Consider the following 21,084-nt stretch of genomic DNA (forward strand, 5'->3'; position numbering starts at 1 on the left):
GTGAACATAACCGCATACTGTACAAACCCATTTCTTCATAATTCAGGTCTCCTTTTCATTTTTATATATTTGTTTTTATTGAACTTGTTTTGTTGTAATCAATAACAGTAATGATTACTGATATTAATTTAGCACATCTTTTTGCTTCTGTCAATACTTATTGCAAATTTTTTTCTAAACAATTTTTGCAGGTACCGTAGAAAAAGATTGTATGGCTGTCAACATGGCCGGCCGCATATTCCTGAGCCAGTTGATTGATGTTATCCAGGGTTTTTAAAGGCAGGTCGTAGACCTGGCCGCAGTCCCTGCATACGAAATGATAGTGCGGTGAAGTGTCTGCATCAAAATGATCTGCCCCATCTCCACATGTCAGCTTCTGAATTTCCCCCAACTCCACCAGCAGGTTTAAATTGCGGTAGACAGTCCCAAGGCTGATGTTTGGATATTCTTCGCGGATTGATGTGTATAGGGCGTCGGCAGTCGGATGGTCATGCCTGGCCATCAAACAAGATTTGATGGATTCCCGCTGACGGCTATACTTCAATGTCTTCATAGCAGCTCCTTTGCATTAAAATAGTAATAATACTGATAATGGTTACTATTTAATGATACACCACCAAATGGTGATTGTCAATGCTGTGAAGGTCGAAAATACAGGTAAAAACGTAGTTTTTTCTATATTAAATCAGTTTTTATATGTTTTCCCTGGCGATCCGGATAAATTCTTCCGTAGCCTGGGACAGATAGCGGCCTTTATGGTAGCCGAAGGCCAGAATCCCGTGGGTGCGCCCTTTTGGAAGGGAATAGAAATTGAGTCCCTTTTTATTCTTTGGCAGATCGGTCATGAGCCCGGTTCCCGACATGAACATCTTGGGATAAAATGTGATTCCCATCCCTTTGCCCGCCAGAGCCAGTACGGTTTCGATATTTTCCGTTTCAAGAACGATGGAGGGCGTGATCTGTGCATCCTCAAAAATTTCGTCGGCAATGGTCCGGACGCGGTTTCCTTTATTAATAAGAAGATATGGACAATCTTTTAACAAACGCACGTCCGCATTTTCTTTCAGCTGACTCTTAATTTCCTCCTGGCGGCCGGGGAAAAAGCTGTCCAGGATCTGATCGGGAACGATGAGAAGAATCTCTTCTTCACAGATCGTGACGGTTTCCACGTTTTCTGCTTTAAATGGAAGCAGGTCAATAATTAAGTCGATGTCTCCCCGGATCAGGGAAGTACTTAACTCCGACGAATTGCCTTCTACCAGGTGAAGCTCGATGTTCGGAAACTTTTCGCGGTAGACCGGCAGGATGGCGGGAAGGAGAAAACGTCCCCGCGTGTGAGAAACCCCGATGGATATCTGTCCGGTGGTAAAATCCTTAATATCGGCCAGCTGGCGGTAAGTCTCATCCTTTAGTTCCAGCAGCTGTTTGGCGCGCAGCTTCAGCGCTCTTCCGGCATAGGTGAGTGTCAGCGGTGTTGTCCGGTTGAACAGCTGGACGTCAAACTCCTTTTCCAGATTGGAAATATGATTGCTTAATGACTGCTGGGATATATAGAGGCGTTTGGCTGCCCGGGTGATGTTAAGTTCCTCGGCCGCTGCCAGAAAATATTCCAGATTCAGAAAGTTGATCATAAGCACTCCTTCAGCCTGGGGATATACGGAAGCAGACGGTCCAGAGAACCGTTTACAATCAGCTCTTCCGGGAAGCCGGTCTCGCAGATGAGCTCCCAGGCAAGTTTATGATTTCCCACATCAGCTTCAATGTGAGCGTCGCTGTCAATGATGACAGATGCTTTATAATGTTTACATAAATCCAGCATGATCCGGTAGTTTTCTTTTGCGTGGAGCCGCATGCTTGCCGAATGCAGCGAGCTGCTGTTGAGCTCCAGCAGCGTGTGGTGTTCCGCGGCGGCGGCTACGACCGTGTCGTAATCAATAGGAAACCGTCCGTCATCCGGGTGGCCGATAATTTTAACATAAGGATTTTTGATGGCCCCTAAATAGGCATTTGTATTTTCTGTAACAGTACCGCATTTGTAGCAGGGCTCGTGGATGCTGGCGATGGTGTAATCGAGACGTTCCAGTATGCCTTCCCTTAAATCAATGCGGCCGGTATAATCCAGAATGTTGAGTTCAGACCCCATCAGTATCTTTACGCCGAACAGGGTACGCGGTATGACTTTAAAATTAATAAAATAAAATTCATGACAGGTTCCCGGCATCTTCGGTGCATGATCTGTCGAACCGAAAAGCGTGAGTCCTTTCTCTGAGGCAGAGCGTGCCATCTCATAAAGTGTGTTGTATGCATGGCCGCTTGCGGTGGTATGGGTGTGTAAATCCATGATATCTTTCATAAATAACGTATGGAGGCCTGCGCCTCGTCTCCTTTTTGTTATACAATTTATGTCTGCCTAAAATGTAATCTTTCTAATTACAAATATACCATATTCTGGATAAAAGTAAACAGAATTGTCACCAAAAAAGCAGAGAAATCAAGAGGCAGCGCGCTGTATACAAGATGCCTGCCTGCTCAGCGGCAGCTCTCACACCTTATCTTTCCCCAATCATATTAGAAAAAATAATTCATTAAGACATTTGTCCTTTTATAAAATGATTTTTATGGAGTATAATACCAGTATCGAACCAATATAAATAGTGTTGCAGACAGAAGGAGAATGATACAATATGGAAAAATATCGCAGAATTTTTACCATTGTGCTGGATTCCCTGGGAATCGGGGCAATGGATAATGCGGCGGACTATGGCGACGTGGGGACGGATACGCTGGGACATATCGATGAGCGGATGGAGAGCTTCCACATACCGAATCTTGCAAAAATGGGAATTGCAAACCTGCATCCCTTAATTCATGCAGAGCCGGCAGAGAAGCCGCTGGCCTATTACACTGAACTGAATGAAGCCAGTACCGGCAAGGACACGATGACCGGACACTGGGAGATGATGGGACTTCATATTACGAAGCCGTTTCAGACATTTACTGAACACGGATTTCCAAAGGAACTGATCGAGGAGCTGGAAAAGCGCACGGGACATAAGATCGTGGGCAATAAATCGGCCAGCGGAACAGAGATTTTAGACGAGTATGGCGAGCATGAGATCGCGACCGGAGACATGATCGTCTACACCTCTGCCGATTCTGTGCTTCAGATCTGCGGAAACGAGGAGACCTTCGGACTTGACGAGCTGTACCGCTGCTGCGAGATTGCCAGGGAGCTGACGATGAGAGACGAGTGGAAGGTGGGCCGCGTGATTGCCAGACCGTATGTAGGCAGGAAGAAGGGCGAGTTCAAACGGACTCCTAACCGCCATGACTACGCGTTAAAGCCCTACGGACCAACCGCACTGGATGCCTTAAAGGAAGCGGGATACGATGTGATAAGTATCGGCAAGATTAAGGATATCTTTGACGGTGAAGGAATTACGGAGGCTTATAAGTCACAGAGCAGCGTACATGGAATGGAGCAGACCATCGAAGTCATGGATAAGGATTTCCACGGCCTGTGCTTCGTAAATCTGGTGGATTTCGACGCGCTGTGGGGACACCGCCGCGACCCGATCGGTTACGGTAAAGAGATCGAGCGGTTTGATGAGAAGCTGCAGATCGTTCTGAGCAAGCTAAAAGAAGATGATTTACTGATCTTAACGGCTGATCACGGCAATGACCCGACCTATACCGGTACGGATCATACGAAAGAGAAAGTACCATTTCTGGCATACTCTCCTTCCATGAGCGGAAGCGGAAGAATCCCGTCAGAAGATACCTTTGCCGTAATCGGAGCTACCATCACAGACAATTTCGGGGTTACAATGCCGGAAGGAACAATTGGAAAATCGATACTTCAGGAATTAAAATAGAAGTGATGCGCCAGGGTTTGAAACCGTCCATGAGAACAAAACTGAATAAAAGCTTTTAAATGAGCGCCGGAAATACGTGAGGAGATGCAATCTCCCGGTATTTCCGGCGCTTTTTTGCGTGTTCAGACACCAGTTTCATGCAGTTTTTAAGGTTACGGTTACACATTACAAATAATTTTAAATTATTTTCAAAAAAACTTAAAATGTAACCAATTTGTAACCATTCTGGTATATACTGGTTACAGACACTGGGTAAAACTATATTTATTTGAAGAAAATGTAATGAAATAGATAAACAAAAGCTCTGAACAGAGGGAGAAGAAAAAATTTATGACGATAGCAAAGATGAGTATGAACCGCAACTCTTCCCGCTACTTCAAGATATCGGTAAATGGATTTGAGAATGGCTGCATGAGCGGCATCATATATCACGCTGGTACGGCGCCGGGGATCCGGTTTGAGAATTACCTGGAGATGATGCTTCACGTGAACCGGATATTCGACGAGTTGGCGAATCCGAAGAGAACGATGGATTACCGGAGATTTGGCGGAACGAAGCTTCCTGAACCTCCCGTACAGGAATATGATCAGCTGGAAGATGGAACGCTGGCCACATTTAAGCTCAACGTAAAGTTCAGATACAACACGAGCTGGCAGGGAGAGATCTCCTGGCTGGAAGGGCAGGAAAAACAGGAATTTGAGAGTTTTCTGCAAATGACCTACTGGATAGAACGGGTGCTGAACGGACCGGGCGAGCAAAGGCAGTCACAAAAGACCTCAAATGTCTGCCAGATCGCCGTAGACTCCTTCGAGGGCGGTCTGCTGGCGGGAAGCGTTCAGAACGCCTTCCTCAATTATCTGGAAGATTTTACGGGGACCATAGCCCTGGCTGATGCCATGGGGCACTTTATCGGACTTGGCAGTCTGAGGGAAGACGATTCCGGAGGACAGAACGAAGACATCAGGATTATACCGGATAAGATGTGGTCTGTTTACCGGGAAGGTGGGAAAGAAGCCACCTTTCTGATAAAGATTCTGTTCCGGGAACATTCGACATGGCAGGGCGTTATACGCTGGAGGGAAACCGGTGAAAAACAGGCCTTCCGAAGTTTCATGGAGCTGGTGCTCCTGATGACCTCCGCACTGGAGAGCAGTGACGGATGGATTTTATATGAAGACAGATATCTGCATAAAAATAGAGAGAGTGCCCTGATGGAAGGGTAAGAGAGGGGAAGCTATGAAGGGATTAAAGAAAAAGTTAAGAAGAGGTTTAGCGGGATTCCTGTCATTTGTTCTTACAATGACCTCATTTAACATGGTGTCATGGGCGGATGTGGCCGCTGCTTTTGAGAAAGAGAATGCTACATTTGTAATGAGCGGAGAGGATTTGAGAGACTCTGCGCAGGCAGCCATTGATAATGGCGATGAATTTAATTTTGAGGACCTCGGCGTGGATACATCCGACCGAAGCCTTGCAAAGGAATATCAGAGGCTGTTTGAAACAGGTTCTGTATTTGAGTTTGCACCGGCTTACGATATGGACGAAGAGGAATATGCAGACGGAGCAGAGCTTCGTATGTTTATTCGTATTAACGGCGATCCCGAAGGTTATCAGATTACAGGCGATGAGGATATCATTTTCCTGTATATCAATGATTCTGATGCGAGAGTGACATTCCGTTCCAGAATTGACGGATATACGACTCAGAAGGTAACGGTAAAGGGGAATTCCACTTTACTGGATGCGGAAGCACCGACAGCACCGGTTGGCGGTGAAGGCAACGGAAACGGAGCCGGAGGCACTGGAGCTAATGGCGGAGCTGGCAGCGAAGTGCAGAATCCCGACGGCAATGCCGGCGGCGAAGACGGAGCAGTTGACGGAACCGTACAGAACCCTGACGGAAATGCAAATATGGGCGAAGCGGCTGACGGCAATGGTACCACAAAAGGCGATGTACAGAACCCGGATGCAAATGCAGGCGGAGCGATTGACGGAGAAGGCGCGGCAAGCGGTGATGTTCAGAATCCGGATGCTAATGTAAGTGATGGAAACGGAACAAATGACGGAACGGTTCAGAACCCGGATACAAACGTAGATGGGGAAAATACCGACCATTCCAATACAAATACAGGAAAAGAAGAGCAGGTTCAGAAGCCGGAAGATCATGCCGGGACGAACGGCGGCGTACAGAATAGTGATACGAACAAGACCGAAGACGGCGGAAAGGCCGAAGCGGGGAATTCTGAGAGTGGGTCTTCGAACAGTGGGGCGGCATCTGATGGCGGAGCTTCGAATAGTGGAGCGTCTGATGGTGGGGATTCGAACAGCGGGTCTTCGAACAGTGGGGCTTCGAATAGCGGAGCATCTGATAGCGGATCTTCGAACAGCGGCTCTTCTGACAGCGGTTCCGATCAGGGGGACTCTCTGGTATCGGCAGCGACTTTGAACCGTCATTATACTCATATTCTTACAACTGCAGTCAATGGTGATGCGGGAAGTAAGGAGAGCGACAAGGTATCTACTGATGAAGGTAAGGAAGATAAAGTTGATGCCGCAGATAAAACCGATAAGGCTGATAACACAGATACCAGTGATAAGCATGATAGCGAAGCTGTTAATAGCGATACAAATACAGAAGACGGCAGCAACGGCGGCAATGCTGATAAAGATGCTGTGGTGACTCCTGATGGAGAAGAAGGAAACAGCGCTGTTGAGGACAATAAGGCAGATGCTGTGACTCCTGACAACGGAGAAAACCAGGATCCTTCTGATGATAAGGCAGAAGACCAGGGCAAAGTATCCAAACCGGACGACGGCCAGGGCGATGCTGTAATTGATGATAATTCTGATAAGGATAATGCTGATAAAGATAATGCAGACAAAAATGCTGCGGAAGATAATAAGGCAGACGATACAACCGTTGATGGAAAGGATCATGCTGCTAACGGAGAAGACGGAAAGAAGAACGATTCTCTGGTAGTGGATCCTGAAGCTGACGAAAAAGAAGAAGTATCGAAAACAGGAACCACCAGCGGCAAGACCTATGGCCAGGTAGTATTGGATGAGTCCTATTATGCAAAGGCCTATGTTACTACTTTGAATAAGCTGCATATCGACGTGTCTAAAGAAGGCTATGCCGTTACTTATACGGTTACACCAGTTGGTACGGCTGCTGTAAAGGGCGCTAAGAATGTAGAAGAAGGAAAAGATTTAACATTTACCGTAAAACCACAGGTTGGCTATGTCATTGACCACGTAACTGCAAATGGGGAAAGCCTTGAAGCAGTAGAAGATGACGAAGCTACTGCTTCTAATGCAGATACAGGTGTAAAACGGTTTGTTGTTCCGGAGATTGAGGAAGAACAGGAAATCGTTGTGGTGATGGCGGAGATTGGGGAGCATCCGGAATTTAATTTCAGCAAGACTCTGGGCGATGTAGTCGTGAGCCTTCATGCAGAAGAAGGAATTCTGCCGGCAGGAACTGTGGCGAAGGTGACGGAAGTTACGGAGAAGGTTGAGGAGGCTGTTAAGGAAAAGACGGCAGAGGAGACTGGTGAAGATACTTCCGCGAATACGGTTCTGGCTTATGATATTAAGCTGTTTGTGGAGAATGAAGCAGGCGAACTGGAGGCTCTGGATAATAGCTGGAGTGATAATGGATATGTAGAAGTTACATTTGCTGGTAAGGCGATTGAAGAGAAGAGTGCGGAAGCTGAAAAGGTAGAGATTACTCATATTGATACCGGTGATGTTGATGCAACATCTGAAAGTGTTGAAAAGGTTAGCGTTGAAGAAGTTGAAAAGGTCGAATCAGTATCTGACGCGGTAGACGTAGCCGATAATAATTCGATCGAGATGATTGCTTTTGAGGCAGAACATTTTTCAATCTATGCAATATATTTTACCAACGGAGGAATGGCTGCCAAAATTAGAACTATGAGTATTGACGGAAAAACGATAGGTAGCAATAATTATGTTGGAGACTGGTGGAACCGTTTTACACTTACAACTTCGGGCTTGATGATTTCCAATATTGCTCAAGATATAAAAAATAATGAAAGTGAGGCTTTTAAGTCCTATAAATTTGTGAAGGCAACTATTGGCAACCAATATGACGGTGAATCTGTACTTCGCATTCGTCAACAGGCTAAAAGAAAATATATATTAGAATATTCTCTTAAAGATAAAGGAGATAGTTGGCAGAGTTTCAATAGTAATGAAGATCTCTATTTTTGGTTTGAGCCAATAACAATAACGGTGACCTTTGATCCTAATGAGGATTATGGAGGCACTGGTGAACCATTTACCATGATAGTGGGTGATGAAGGGAAAATTATAACACCTGATAATCCTTTTACAAATAAAAATGGATATGAGTTTGTTGGTTGGCATGGTGAAAAGTCTGGCCATCATAGTGGTACAGAAATGCTTCAACAGACATTTATTGAAGGCGTACAGTATCCGCCGAATATTGATAATAAAACGAATACTATTACCAGTGATATAACACTATATGCTACGTGGCTTAATAAGAAAGGAACAGATGGCCAGGAGGCTAAATTCTTTATTAGAACAGATGGGAAAGCTCCTTTTGAACCTAATGGATATGGAGCAAGTGATTATTATCCGTCAACCACACAGACACAGTTAACTGGTACCTTAAGGAATAAAATAGAAATAAATAATAACCCTGAAATGGTTGCGGCTAATATTTTAAAAGAACCATCTGGCACAGCTATAGCGGCAGCAGCCCAAAAAGCAGGAAAAAGTTTTAATCCAGATACGCAGAAAGTTCTATGGTACGTAATTAAAGATCAGGGAGATTGGCATGTCGACGGTATTGTAGTAGATAAAAATACTTATTCTGTAAGATATTGGCCAAATGGTGGTAACGAAAATGTTCCGCCTACGCAGAATTATAGCGAGGGAACCACTGTGCGTGTAAATTATAATAATATACCTACCCGCATAGGATATGAATTCTTAGGCTGGGATACAGATAAAGCATCGACATCACCTCGATATGTATCAAACGGCACAAATAATTCTTTTGTAATTAAAGATGCTAATGTTGACCTGTATGCAATCTGGAAACCAAAAGATGGTATACCATTCACTGTAGAACATTATACACAGCAGTTAGATAAAAGTTATCCACAAAAAACGACTGACGTAGCAACCAAATATTCTACTACAGGAACTATTGTAAAGGATGATGATTATAAGAAAACAATGCCGGGATTTACGTATGTTTCCGGAATTGTGGATAATATTACAGAGGCAGAAGTGCAAGGTGATGGTAGTACTGTATTGAAGCTATATTATACCAGGAATACAGATACTCCTTACACAATAGAACACTATCAGCAGTCCGTTGAAAATCCTGAGGAATATAAATTAGTAGAGATTGACACAGAGACTGGTTCAGGAGTAACTGGAGAGAAGGCCGCATTTACGCCGAAAGATTACACAAACGACGGATTTGAGTATAATGCTGCTTTGACAATGCCTGAAGACAGAACAATTACAGGTGACGGAAAACTGGTTGTTAAATTGTATTATGACAGGAAAAGTTATAGTGTAAAGTATGAATATACAGGAAACGTACCAGATGGTGTTAGTTCTTTACCTCAGACAAAAACATACAGAGTCGGGGAAGATGTAACAATTGCCGCCGATGCAGCTGCCAAAGGATATAGCTTTAGCGGTTGGAAAATTAATGGTAAAGATGCTGAAATGTTTAAGATGCCTGCTCACGATATAAAGATAACGGGAAGCTTTGGCGTTAATAGTTATACAGTAACCTATAAAGTAGACAATTCCACATACGGTGCAGTAGAAACGTATCAATATGGCGAAAATGTTTCTTTAAGAGAAAAACCAGTAAAGGAAGGATATTCTTTTAAAGGCTGGAGTCGTGACAGTGGATTTACAATGCCTGCAGAGAACGTGATAATCGAAGGGCACTTTGAGATCAACAAATATACGGTAAGATATGAAGTAGATGGAGCTCTCTACGGGGAAGAAGAATCGTATGACTTTGGCGAAATGGTTGAGATTAGAGATGAACCGACAAAAGACGGGTATACGTTCAGCCATTGGAGTCAAAAAGAAGCATTTTCGATGCCTGCAAATGATGTTGTAATTAAGGGAAATTTCAGTATTAACAGCTACAAAGTGACATATAAGGTAGATGGAGTCCAGTATGGAGATACCGAGACTCATGAGTATGGAAGCGCAGTAACGCTGAGGGCTGAACCTGAGACGGAAGGTTACACATTTAGTGGCTGGAATCGTGAAAATAACTTTACGATGCCTGCAGAGGATGTAGTAATCGAAGGAAACTTTAAGATCAACAGCTATACGGTGACGTATAAAGTTGACGGTGAGATAAGCGGTGAAGCAGAAACTTATAAGTATGGAGCAGTAGTAACACTGAGAGAGGAACCTGCAAAAGAAGGTTATACGTTCAGTCACTGGAGCCGTGAGTCAGGATTTACGATGCCTGCAGAAAATATAGTGGTTGAAGGACATTTCGAGATTAACAGCTATACAGTTACCTATAAGGTTGATGACCAGTTATATGGAAAGGTAGATACCTATAAATTTGGAGAAGATGTAACGCTGAGAGATGCGCCAACGAAGGAGGGATATACCTTTAGCGGCTGGAGCGAGACCAGCGGGTTTAAGATGCCTGCAAAAGATGTAGAGATCAAAGGAAACTTCAGCATCAACGATTATACGGTAACCTATAAGGTAGACGGAAAGGTTATTGATGAGAAAAAGCACCAGTATAATGAAGAGGTAACCGTAAGAGCAGACGAAACGAAGGAAGGCTATACCTTCAGCGGCTGGAGCAGTGAAGATGTCAGGCAATCATTTATCCAAAGATTACTGTCTTCTTCTATCGCGGGAAAGACGTTCCGTATGCCGGCGAAGGATGTGGTAATTGAAGGCCATTTTGATATTAACAGCTACAAAGTGACCTATCAGGTAGACGGAGTACAGTCTGGAGAAATAGAAACCTATGAGTATGGAACGCTTGTAACGATCAGAGATGATCTGGAAAAAGAAGGGCATAAGTTCAGTGGCTGGAATCTGAAGGAAGACTTCGCCATGCCGGCCAAAGACGTAGTGATTGTAGGAAGTTTTACTGCAAACGAGTATACGGTAACGTATCTGGTAGATGGTACACCTTATGAAACAGCAGAGACATATTTGTATGGAACTGCTGTGAAGCTGAAAGAAGCCCCGGAGAAGGAAGGCTATACCTTCAGCGGCTGGGACCATGAGGAAGACTTTACGATGCCTGCAGAAAATGTAGTCATTAACGGGTCATTCAGCATTAACAGCTACAAGGTAACGTATGAGGTAGACGGAAGTGCTTATGGCAAGGAAGAAACGTATGAATACGGAAGTGCAGTAACACTTCAGAAAGAGCCGAAGAAGGAAGGATATACCTTCAGCAAATGGGATCATGAAGACGGATTTGCAATGCCGGCACATGATGTAGTGATCAAGGGAAGCTTTAAAATCAACAGCTATAAAGTGACATACAAAGTAGATGGGGAACAGGTAGGAGAAGCGGAAACGTATGAGTTTAATGCACCTGTGACTCTTAGAGAAGCCCCGGAAAAAGAAGGTTATACCTTCAGCGGCTGGAGTCGTGATACCGGATTCAATATGCCCGCAAAAGATGTGGTAATTGAAGGAAGCTTTACGATTAACAATTATACCGTGACGTATCTGGTAGATGGAAAGCAGACCGGAGAAACAGAGACCTACCAGTATAATCAGGAAGTCACTGTAAAAGCGGACGCAGAAAGAGAAGGTTATACCTTTAGCGGCTGGAGCAGTGAAGATGTGAAAGAGAACTTTATTCAGAAGCTGCTTTCAAACTCCATAGCAGGCAGAACGTTCCATATGCCGGCAAAAAATGTTGTAATCGAAGGAAGCTTTGACATCAACAGCTACAAAGTAACGTATAAGGTAGATGGAAAGCCAGTTGGAGAGGTGGAAACGTATAATTACGGAACGCTGGTAACGGTAAGGCAGAGCCCGGAGAAAGAAGGTTATACATTTAGTGGCTGGAGCCGCACGGAAGCATTTGAGATGCCAGCAAGAGACGTAGTAATTGAAGGCTCCTATAAGATCAACAGCTATACTGTAACGTATAAGGTAGACGGAGAGCAGTATGGAGAGACGGAGACCTACGAGTATGGAGCAGCGGTAACGCTGAGGGAAAAGCCGTCCAGGGAAGGCTACACATTCAAGGGCTGGAGTTATGAGAACGGATTTAAGATGCCGGCTGGAGATGTCGTGATTGAAGGTTCTTATAAGATCAACAGCTATACAGTAACGTATAAGGTAGATGGACAGCAGTATGGAGAGCCGGAAGTATATAAGTATAACGAATTAGTCCGGTTGAAATCCGAGCCGATAAAGGAAGGGTATACATTTAGCCATTGGAATTACGGTGAAGATTTCCTGATGCCGGCAAAAGATGTTGTGATCGAAGGAAGCTTTGGAATTAACAGCTATACCGTAACGTATAAGGTAGATGGAGTCCAGTACGGAGATACCGAGACTCATAAGTATGGAAGTGCAGTAACGCTGAGGGCTGAACCTGAGACGGAAGGTTACACATTTAGTGGCTGGAATCGTGAAAATAACTTTACGATGCCTGCAGAGGATGTAGTAATCGAAGGAAACTTTAAGATCAACAGCTATACGGTGACGTATAAAGTTGACGGTGAGATAAGCGGTGAAGCAGAAACTTATAAGTATGGAGCAGTAGTAACACTGAGAGAGGAACCTGCAAAAGAAGGTTATACGTTCAGTCACTGGAGCCGTGAGTCAGGATTTACGATGCCTGCAGAAAATATAGTGGTTGAAGGACATTTCGAGATTAACAGCTATACAGTTACCTATAAGGTTGATGACCAGTTATATGGAAAGGTAGATACCTATAAATTTGGAGAAGATGTAACGCTGAGAGATGCGCCAACGAAGGAGGGATATACCTTTAGCGGCTGGAGCGAGACCAGCGGGTTTAAGATGCCTGCAAAAGATGTAGAGATCAAAGGAAACTTCAGCATCAACGATTATACGGTAACCTATAAGGTAGACGGAAAGGTTATTGATGAGAAAAAGCACCAGTATAATGAAGAGGTAACCGTAAGAGCAGACGAAACGAAGGAAGGCTATACCTTCAGCGGCTGGAGCAGTGAAGATGTCAGGCAATCATTTATCCAAAGATTACTGTCTTCTTCTATCGCGGGAAAGACGTTCCGTATGCCGGCGAAGGATGTGGTAATTGAAGGCCATTTTGATATTAACAGCTACAAAGTGACCTATCAGGTAGACGGAGTACAGTCTGGAGAAATAGAAACCTATGAGTATGGAACGCTTGTAACGATCAGAGATGATCTGGAAAAAGAAGGGCATAAGTTCAGTGGCTGGAATCTGAAGGAAGACTTCGCCATGCCGGCCAAAGACGTAGTGATTGTAGGAAGTTTTACTGCAAACGAGTATACGGTAACGTATCTGGTAGATGGTACACCTTATGAAACAGCAGAGACATATTTGTATGGAACTGCTGTGAAGCTGAAAGAAGCCCCGGAGAAGGAAGGCTATACCTTCAGCGGCTGGGACCATGAGGAAGACTTTACGATGCCTGCAGAAAATGTAGTCATTAACGGGTCATTCAGCATTAACAGCTACAAGGTAACGTATGAGGTAGACGGAAGTGCTTATGGCAAGGAAGAAACGTATGAATACGGAAGTGCAGTAACACTTCAGAAAGAGCCGAAGAAGGAAGGATATACCTTCAGCAAATGGGATCATGAAGACGGATTTGCAATGCCGGCACATGATGTAGTGATCAAGGGAAGCTTTAAAATCAACAGCTATAAAGTGACATACAAAGTAGATGGGGAACAGGTAGGAGAAGCGGAAACGTATGAGTTTAATGCACCTGTGACTCTTAGAGAAGCCCCGGAAAAAGAAGGTTATACCTTCAGCGGCTGGAGTCGTGATACCGGATTCAATATGCCCGCAAAAGATGTGGTAATTGAAGGAAGCTTTACGATTAACAATTATACCGTGACGTATCTGGTAGATGGAAAGCAGACCGGAGAAACAGAGACCTACCAGTATAATCAGGAAGTCACTGTAAAAGCGGACGCAGAAAGAGAAGGTTATACCTTTAGCGGCTGGAGCAGTGAAGATGTGAAAGAGAACTTTATTCAGAAGCTGCTTTCAAACTCCATAGCAGGCAGAACGTTCCATATGCCGGCAAAAAATGTTGTAATCGAAGGAAGCTTTGACATCAACAGCTACAAAGTAACGTATAAGGTAGATGGAAAGCCAGTTGGAGAGGTGGAAACGTATAATTACGGAACGCTGGTAACGGTAAGGCAGAGCCCGGAGAAAGAAGGTTATACATTTAGTGGCTGGAGCCGCACGGAAGCATTTGAGATGCCAGCAAGAGACGTAGTAATTGAAGGCTCCTATAAGATCAACAGCTATACTGTAACGTATAAGGTAGACGGAGAGCAGTATGGAGAGACGGAGACCTACGAGTATGGAGCAGCGGTAACGCTGAGGGAAAAGCCGTCCAGGGAAGGCTACACATTCAAGGGCTGGAGTTATGAGAACGGATTTAAGATGCCGGCTGGAGATGTCGTGATTGAAGGTTCTTATAAGATCAACAGCTATACAGTAACGTATAAGGTAGATGGACAGCAGTATGGAGAGCCGGAAGTATATAAGTATAACGAATTAGTCCGGTTGAAATCCGAGCCGATAAAGGAAGGGTATACATTTAGCCATTGGAATTACGGTGAAGATTTCCTGATGCCGGCAAAAGATGTTGTGATCGAAGGAAGCTTTGGAATCAACAGCTATACCGTAACGTATAAGGTAGATGGAGTCCAGTATGGCAGTACAGAAACCTATGAATATGGAAGTACAGTAACGCTGAGAGAAGAACCAGAGCGGGAAGGTTATACATTTAATGGCTGGAATCGCAAGGGGAATTTCACAATGCCTGCAGGGGATATCGTGATCGAAGGAAGCTTTAAGATCAACAGTTATACGGTGACGTATAAAGTCGACGGAGAGATAAGCGGTGAAACCGAGTCCTATGAGTATGGTGCAGATGTAACATTGAGAGAAGAGCCGGTAAAAGAAGGCTATACGTTCAGCCATTGGAGTCGGACGACAGGATTTACCATGCCTGCAGAAAATGTAGTGATTGAAGGAAGCTTCAAGATCAACAGTTATACTGTTACCTATAAAGTTGATGGTGAAATTACTGGAGAAGTGGAGACTTACGAGTATGGTACAGAGGTTAAATTGAGATCCGAACCATCAAAAGAGGGTCATGAGTTTGGCGGCTGGAACAGAACAGAAGATTTCACTATGCCGGCTGAAAATGTTGTAATTGAAGGAAAATTCGATGTTAACGAGTATACCGTAACATATTTAGTAGACGGCAAGGATTATGGAGAAAAAGAAACATACAAATACGGAACTCCTGTAACCCTGAGAAAAGATCCTGAAAAAGAAGGTCATACATTTAGTGGATGGAATCAAACAGATGGATTTGTAATGCCAGCTAAAAACGTAGTAATTGAAGGCAGCTTCAGCATCAATAGCTATACGGTTGTATATAAAGTTGACGGAGAGATAGTTGGGGATACAGAAAGCTATGAATTTGGAGCGCCAGTGTCCTTGAGAACAGAACCTCAGAAAGAGGGCTATACATTTAGCGGCTGGGATCGTGAAAGCGGATTTAATATGCCGGCTGAAAATGTGGAAATTGAAGGCCATTACAGTATTAATAGTTATACGGTAACATATAAGGTCGATGGTGAACTTTACGGTGACATCGAGACCTATGAGTACAATGCACCTGTAGAGCTGAGGCAGGAACCTCAAAAAGAGGGCTATACATTTGGCGGTTGGAGTTCTGAAACGGGATTTAATATGCCAGCTGAAAATGTAGTGATTGAAGGAAGCTTTAAGGTGAATGAATATACTGTAACATACTTTGTTGATGGTAAGTTTTATGATTCAATAGAAACGTACTCTTATGGATCGCAAGTTAAGCTGAAAGAAGCACCTCAGAAGGAGGGCTATACATTTAGCGGTTGGGATCATGATGACAGATTTACAATGCCAGCAGAAGATGTAGTAGTTAAGGGATCATTTAACATTAACAGTTACAAGGTAACTTATGAGGTAGATGGAACGCCGTATGGAATGGAAGAGATTTATAAATATGGCGAATTAGTAACATTACAGAAGAATCCAACGAAGGAAGGATATACTTTCAGTGGTTGGGATCATAGTAATGAATTTGCAATGCCGGCCAGAGATGTTAAAATTAAAGGCAGCTTTATAGTAAACAGTTATACCGTAACGTATAAGGTAGATGGAGCACAAATTGGTGAACCAGAGACTTATAAGTACGGTGAAGCAGTAACGCTGAGAGAGAAGCCGTCTAAAGAAGGTTATACATTTAATGGCTGGAGTTATGAGGCTGGATTTAAGATGCCGGCTGAAGATGTAGTGATAGAAGGCTCCTATCAGATCAACAGCTATACTGTGACGTATAAAGTGAATGGAGAGCAGTTTGGAGAACAGGAGACATATGAGTTTAATGAATTAGTTCAGCTGAGATCCGAACCAACAAAAGAGGGTTATACATTTAGCCACTGGAATCGCAGCAGTGAATTTAATATGCCAGCGAATGATGTTGTAATCGAAGGAAGCTTTAAGATTAACAGCTACACAGTAACATATAAGGTGGATGGAAGCCAGTATGGCAGTACAGAAACCTATGAGTATGGAAGTGCAGTAGTACTGAGAGAAGAGCCAAAGAAGGAAGGTTATACATTTAGTGGTTGGGATCATGAAGATAACTTTATGATGCCTGCAGATGATCTAGTTATCGAAGGTACCTATCAGATCAACAGCTATACAGTAACGTATAAAGTTGATGGAGAAGTAAGTGGTGAAGTAGAGACCTATGAATATGGTGCCGAAGTAACACTGAGAGGCGAGCCTGTAAAAGAAGGTTATACGTTCAGCCACTGGAGCCAGGACACTGGATTTACAATGCCTGCAAAGAATATGGTTATTGAAGGAAACTTCCTTATCAACAGTTATACAGTAACCTATAAGGTCGATGGAGAGATATATGGTGAGGTAGAGACTTACAATTACGGTACAGTAGTTAATTTAAGATCCGAACCAATAAAAGAAGGTCATAAGTTTGGCGGCTGGAACAGAACAGAAGATTTCACTATGCCGGCTGAAAATGTGATAATTGAAGGAAACTTTGATGTTAACGAGTATACCGTAACATATTTAGTAGACGGCAAGGATTATGGAGAAAAAGAAACATATAAATACGGAACACCAGTAATCCTGAGAGACAATCCAGAAAAAGAAGGATACACATTTAGTGGTTGGAATCCCGCAACTGGATTTATAATGCCTGCTAGAAATGTCGTAATTGAAGGCTCTTATAAGATTAACAGCTATACAGTAACATATAAGGTGGATGGAGAGCAGTATGGAGAACCAGAAACCCATGCGTATGGCGAATTAGTTCAGCTGAAATCTGAACCGATAAAAGAAGGTTATACGTTCAGCCACTGGAATCAGAATGCAGAGTTCACTATGCCGGCTAAGGATGTAGTAATTGAAGGAAACTTCAGTATTAACAGCTACACAGTAACATATAAGGTCGATGGAACTCAGTATGGAGAGAACGAAACCTATGAGTACGGCAGTACAGTAACTCTGAGAGAAGAGCCGAAAATGGAGGGGTATACATTTAGTGGCTGGAGTCAGACAACCGAATTTAAGATGCCTGCGGAAGATGTTGTAATTGAAGGCTCTTACAAGATTAACAGCTATACAGTGACATATAAGGTAGATGGAGAACCGTATGGTGAGACAGAGAGCCATGAGTATGGTGAGTTAGTCCAGCTGAAATCCGAACCGACAAAAGAAGGTTATACATTTAGCCACTGGAATCAAAACGCTGAATTTAAGATGCCGGCTAAGGACGTAGTAATTGAAGGAAGCTTTAGCATTAACAGCTACACAGTAACGTATAAGGTAGATGGAAGTCAGTACGGAGAGATCGAAACCTACGAGTACGGAAGTCCGGTTACTATGAGAGAAGTACCAAAAGAGAAAGGCTATACATTCAGCGGTTGGGATCGTGAAGAAGACTTTACAATGCCGGCAGAGAATGTGGTAATTGAAGGAAACTTTAGTGTTAACAGCTATACGGTGACGTATAAAGTTGACGGAGAAATAAGTGGGGCAGTAGAGACTTATGAGTATGGCAGAGAAGTAACACTGAGAGAGGAGCCTTTAAAAGAAGGCTATACGTTCAGTCACTGGAATCAGGAAACGGGATTTACAATGCCAGCAGAGAATGTAGTAATTGAAGGAAGCTTCCATGTCAACAGTTATACGGTAACCTATAAAGTTGATGGTGTAATCACTGGAGAGGTTGAGACTTACGAATACGGTACGGCAGTTAAATTGAGATCTGAGCCAATAAAAGAAGGCCATAAGTTTGGTGGCTGGAACAGAACAGAGGATTTCATTATGCCGGCTGAAAATGTAGTAATTGAAGGAAACTTTGATGTTAATGAGTATATCGTAACCTATTTAGTAGATGGTAAGGATTACGGAGAAAAAGAGATGTACAAATATGGAACTCCTGTAACCCTGAGAAAAGATCCTGAAAAGGATGGCCACACATTTAGTGGTTGGAATCAGACGGATGGATTTACGATGCCAGCTAGAAACATAGTAATTGAAGGCAGTTTTAATGTCAATAACTATACGGTTGTATACAAAATTGACGGAGAGGTAGTTGGGGATACAGAAAGCTATGAATTTGGAGCGCCAGTATCCTTGAGATCAGAGCCCCGAAAAGAAGGATATACATTTAGTGGCTGGAATCGTGAAAGCGGATTTAATATGCCGGCTGAAAATGTAGTGATTGAAGGGCGTTACAGTATTAACAGTTATACTGTAACCTATAAGGTTGATGGAGAACTTTACGGAAGCGTAGAGACCTATGAATACAATTCTCCAGTAACCGTAAAAGTTGATCCGACAAAATCGGGTTACACCTTTAGTGGTTGGGATAAAACAGGCACATTCAGGATGCCGGCTCAGGATATTGAAATAACCGGTACATTTAGTAGAAATTCTAATAATAATGGTGGAAACGGTGGTGGCAGCACCCCAGACAACAACAAACCATACGTCCCGAATGGTCCTGGAACTGATGATGGTCCTACCGTAACAATTGATCCGGATGCAGTACCATTAGCAAATGCACCGGTTGACGGTAACCCGACAGACAACTTAATCCTGATTGATGATGGCAATGTGCCGTTAGCGGGTCTTCCAAAGACTGGCGATCGCGCAGGAGCTCAGGCAGGATTAGCAGCAATACTTTCCGGATTCCTGTTAGCAGCGTTTACAATGCTGAACAACAAGAAGAAAGAAGAAAACAAGTAATTCAGGGATCATTTAACAAACAACAAAGAAACAAGCAACAGACGAAGACCGCCCGGCAGAATGTACACTCTGCCGGGCGGTTTCTCTCTATTTTTGTTCATTCCCCCGTTTCTGAAGAAACCACTGGTAATCGTGGAAGAGTTGTGATAGATTATATACTTGATAAAATTGACTCGTGATTTGCGTCAAAACAGGGAGCATGTAAAAATGACAAAGGATATGACACAGGGAAAGCCGCTGAAGTTGATTCTGGCGTTTTCCATTCCACTGCTGATCGGAAATATTTTTCAGCAGTTTTACAATATGGTGGATTCCATTATTGTGGGACAGTTTATTGGAGAGGAGGCACTGGCGGCCGTGGGTTCCACCGGTTCCATGGTGTTCCTCGTAATTGGTTTCTGTAATGGAATCGCCAGCGGATTTGGGGTTATGATATCTCAGGCCTTTGGAGCGGGTGACAAGAAACGGCTGCGGAATTACGTCGCTGTGGCGCTGATGCTCAGCGCAGCGGTTATGGTGGTTTTAACTGCGGTAACCATGGTAACGACGGAACCGCTTTTAAGGCTTATGAGAACGCCTGACAATATTATGGAAGGCGCCTCCTCATATCTGATGATGATTTATGGCGGTCTGGGGGCAACGCTCTATTATAATGTGCTTTCCTGCATTCTCAGAGGTGTTGGGGACAGCCGTACGCCGCTCTATTTCCTGATTGTGTCATCTCTTTTAAATGTGGTGCTGGATCTTCTATTTGTCATCACATTCCATATGGGTGTGGCCGGCGCCGGACTGGCTACGGTAATCGCTCAGGGAGTTTCCGCGGTGCTGTGTCTTGTCTATATGTTTAAAAAGTTTCCGATGCTGCGGCTGGAAAAGTCGGATTTCCGGTGCCGGTGGTATACGGTGGTCCAGATGTTCAGTGTGGGTCTTCCGATGGCGCTGCAATTTTCGATTACTGCGGTTGGAGTTATGATCCTTCAGAGCGCCATCAATGACTTTGGGTCCACTGTGGTGGCTTCCTATACGGCCGCGTCCAAAGTCGAGAATTTGTCCACGCAGATTATGATTACACTGGGGGCAGCCATGGCGACGTATTGCGGACAGAATATGGGCGCTGGCCGGTTCGACCGGGTAAAGGAAGGTGTGCGCCAGTCTTACATAATCGTACTGGGGGCAGTGGTGGTCGCGGTATTCATATCGGCTGTGTGCGGTGAAAGCATTGTTCGGTGGTTCATATCCAATCCATCGGAAGAGGTGTTAGGATATGCGATTACTTATCTGCACACCATATCGTGGTATTTTGTATTTCTGGCATTTTTGTTTCTGTACCGCAACGTCCTTCAGGGGCTGGGGAATGGAATTCTTCCCATGCTGTGCGGTGTGGCGGAGATGGTTGTAAGAACCATTATCGCCTTTACGCTCACAGGCCAATGGGGATATATGGCGATCTGTATGGCGAGCCCGCTGGCATGGATCGCGGCGTGTATTCCGTTATGGCTGTGCTATCAGATTCAGATTCGTGATCCACAGAGATGGTTTTTGAGAAAACGTATCTACCCCGGGAAGAATTGACTTCCCGGGTTTTTCTTTTAATTTGATAGGATAAAATGCGTTTGCTGAAGCATCGGACAGAATAATTTAGTA

General features: G+C 43.9%; 7 protein-coding genes. 4 read left to right on the plus strand and 3 right to left on the minus strand.

The genetic code is table 11. From position 1 onward, the window contains the following. Positions 1-157 precede the first annotated feature (157 nt). The 3 genes from ACLTD4_RS14260 to ACLTD4_RS14270 form a co-directional block, all read right to left on the minus strand. Positions 158-553 (minus strand): Fur family transcriptional regulator, encoded by a 396-nt coding sequence (locus tag ACLTD4_RS14260; protein ID WP_055660171.1) that lies wholly within the window; start codon positions 551-553, stop codon positions 158-160. Between the two features lie 139 nt (positions 554-692). Next, entirely contained in the window at positions 693-1,631 is a 939-nt protein-coding gene (locus tag ACLTD4_RS14265; protein ID WP_117621955.1) for a LysR family transcriptional regulator, read from the minus strand. Further along, complete coding sequence (locus ACLTD4_RS14270) at positions 1,628-2,353, minus strand: phosphatase (protein WP_055660175.1); 726 nt, start codon at positions 2,351-2,353, stop codon at positions 1,628-1,630. Before ACLTD4_RS14270 ends, ACLTD4_RS14265 begins: the two co-directional genes overlap by 4 nt. Before the next feature lie 331 nt (positions 2,354-2,684). Here ACLTD4_RS14270 and ACLTD4_RS14275 point away from each other — a divergent pair, with 331 nt between their 5' ends. The 4 genes from ACLTD4_RS14275 (at position 2,685) to ACLTD4_RS14290 (ending at position 21,012) form a co-directional block, all read left to right on the plus strand. Next, a complete protein-coding gene (locus ACLTD4_RS14275) occupies positions 2,685-3,875 on the plus strand; it encodes a phosphopentomutase (protein ID WP_117621956.1) in 1,191 nt (396 codons plus the stop codon). A 330-nt stretch (positions 3,876-4,205) separates the two neighbouring features. Then, positions 4,206-5,099, plus strand: a complete 894-nt coding sequence (locus tag ACLTD4_RS14280) for a hypothetical protein (protein ID WP_117621957.1) — start codon at positions 4,206-4,208, stop codon at positions 5,097-5,099. A 13-nt stretch (positions 5,100-5,112) separates the two neighbouring features. Beyond that, positions 5,113-19,440, plus strand: coding sequence for a doubled motif LPXTG anchor domain-containing protein (locus tag ACLTD4_RS14285; protein WP_412331384.1), 14,328 nt, complete (start codon positions 5,113-5,115; stop codon positions 19,438-19,440). 207 nt (positions 19,441-19,647) lie between these two features. After that, a complete protein-coding gene (locus ACLTD4_RS14290) occupies positions 19,648-21,012 on the plus strand; it encodes an MATE family efflux transporter (protein ID WP_002605214.1) in 1,365 nt (454 codons plus the stop codon). Positions 21,013-21,084: the final 72 nt, after the last annotated feature.

Source organism: Hungatella sp. (assembly GCF_046966825.1).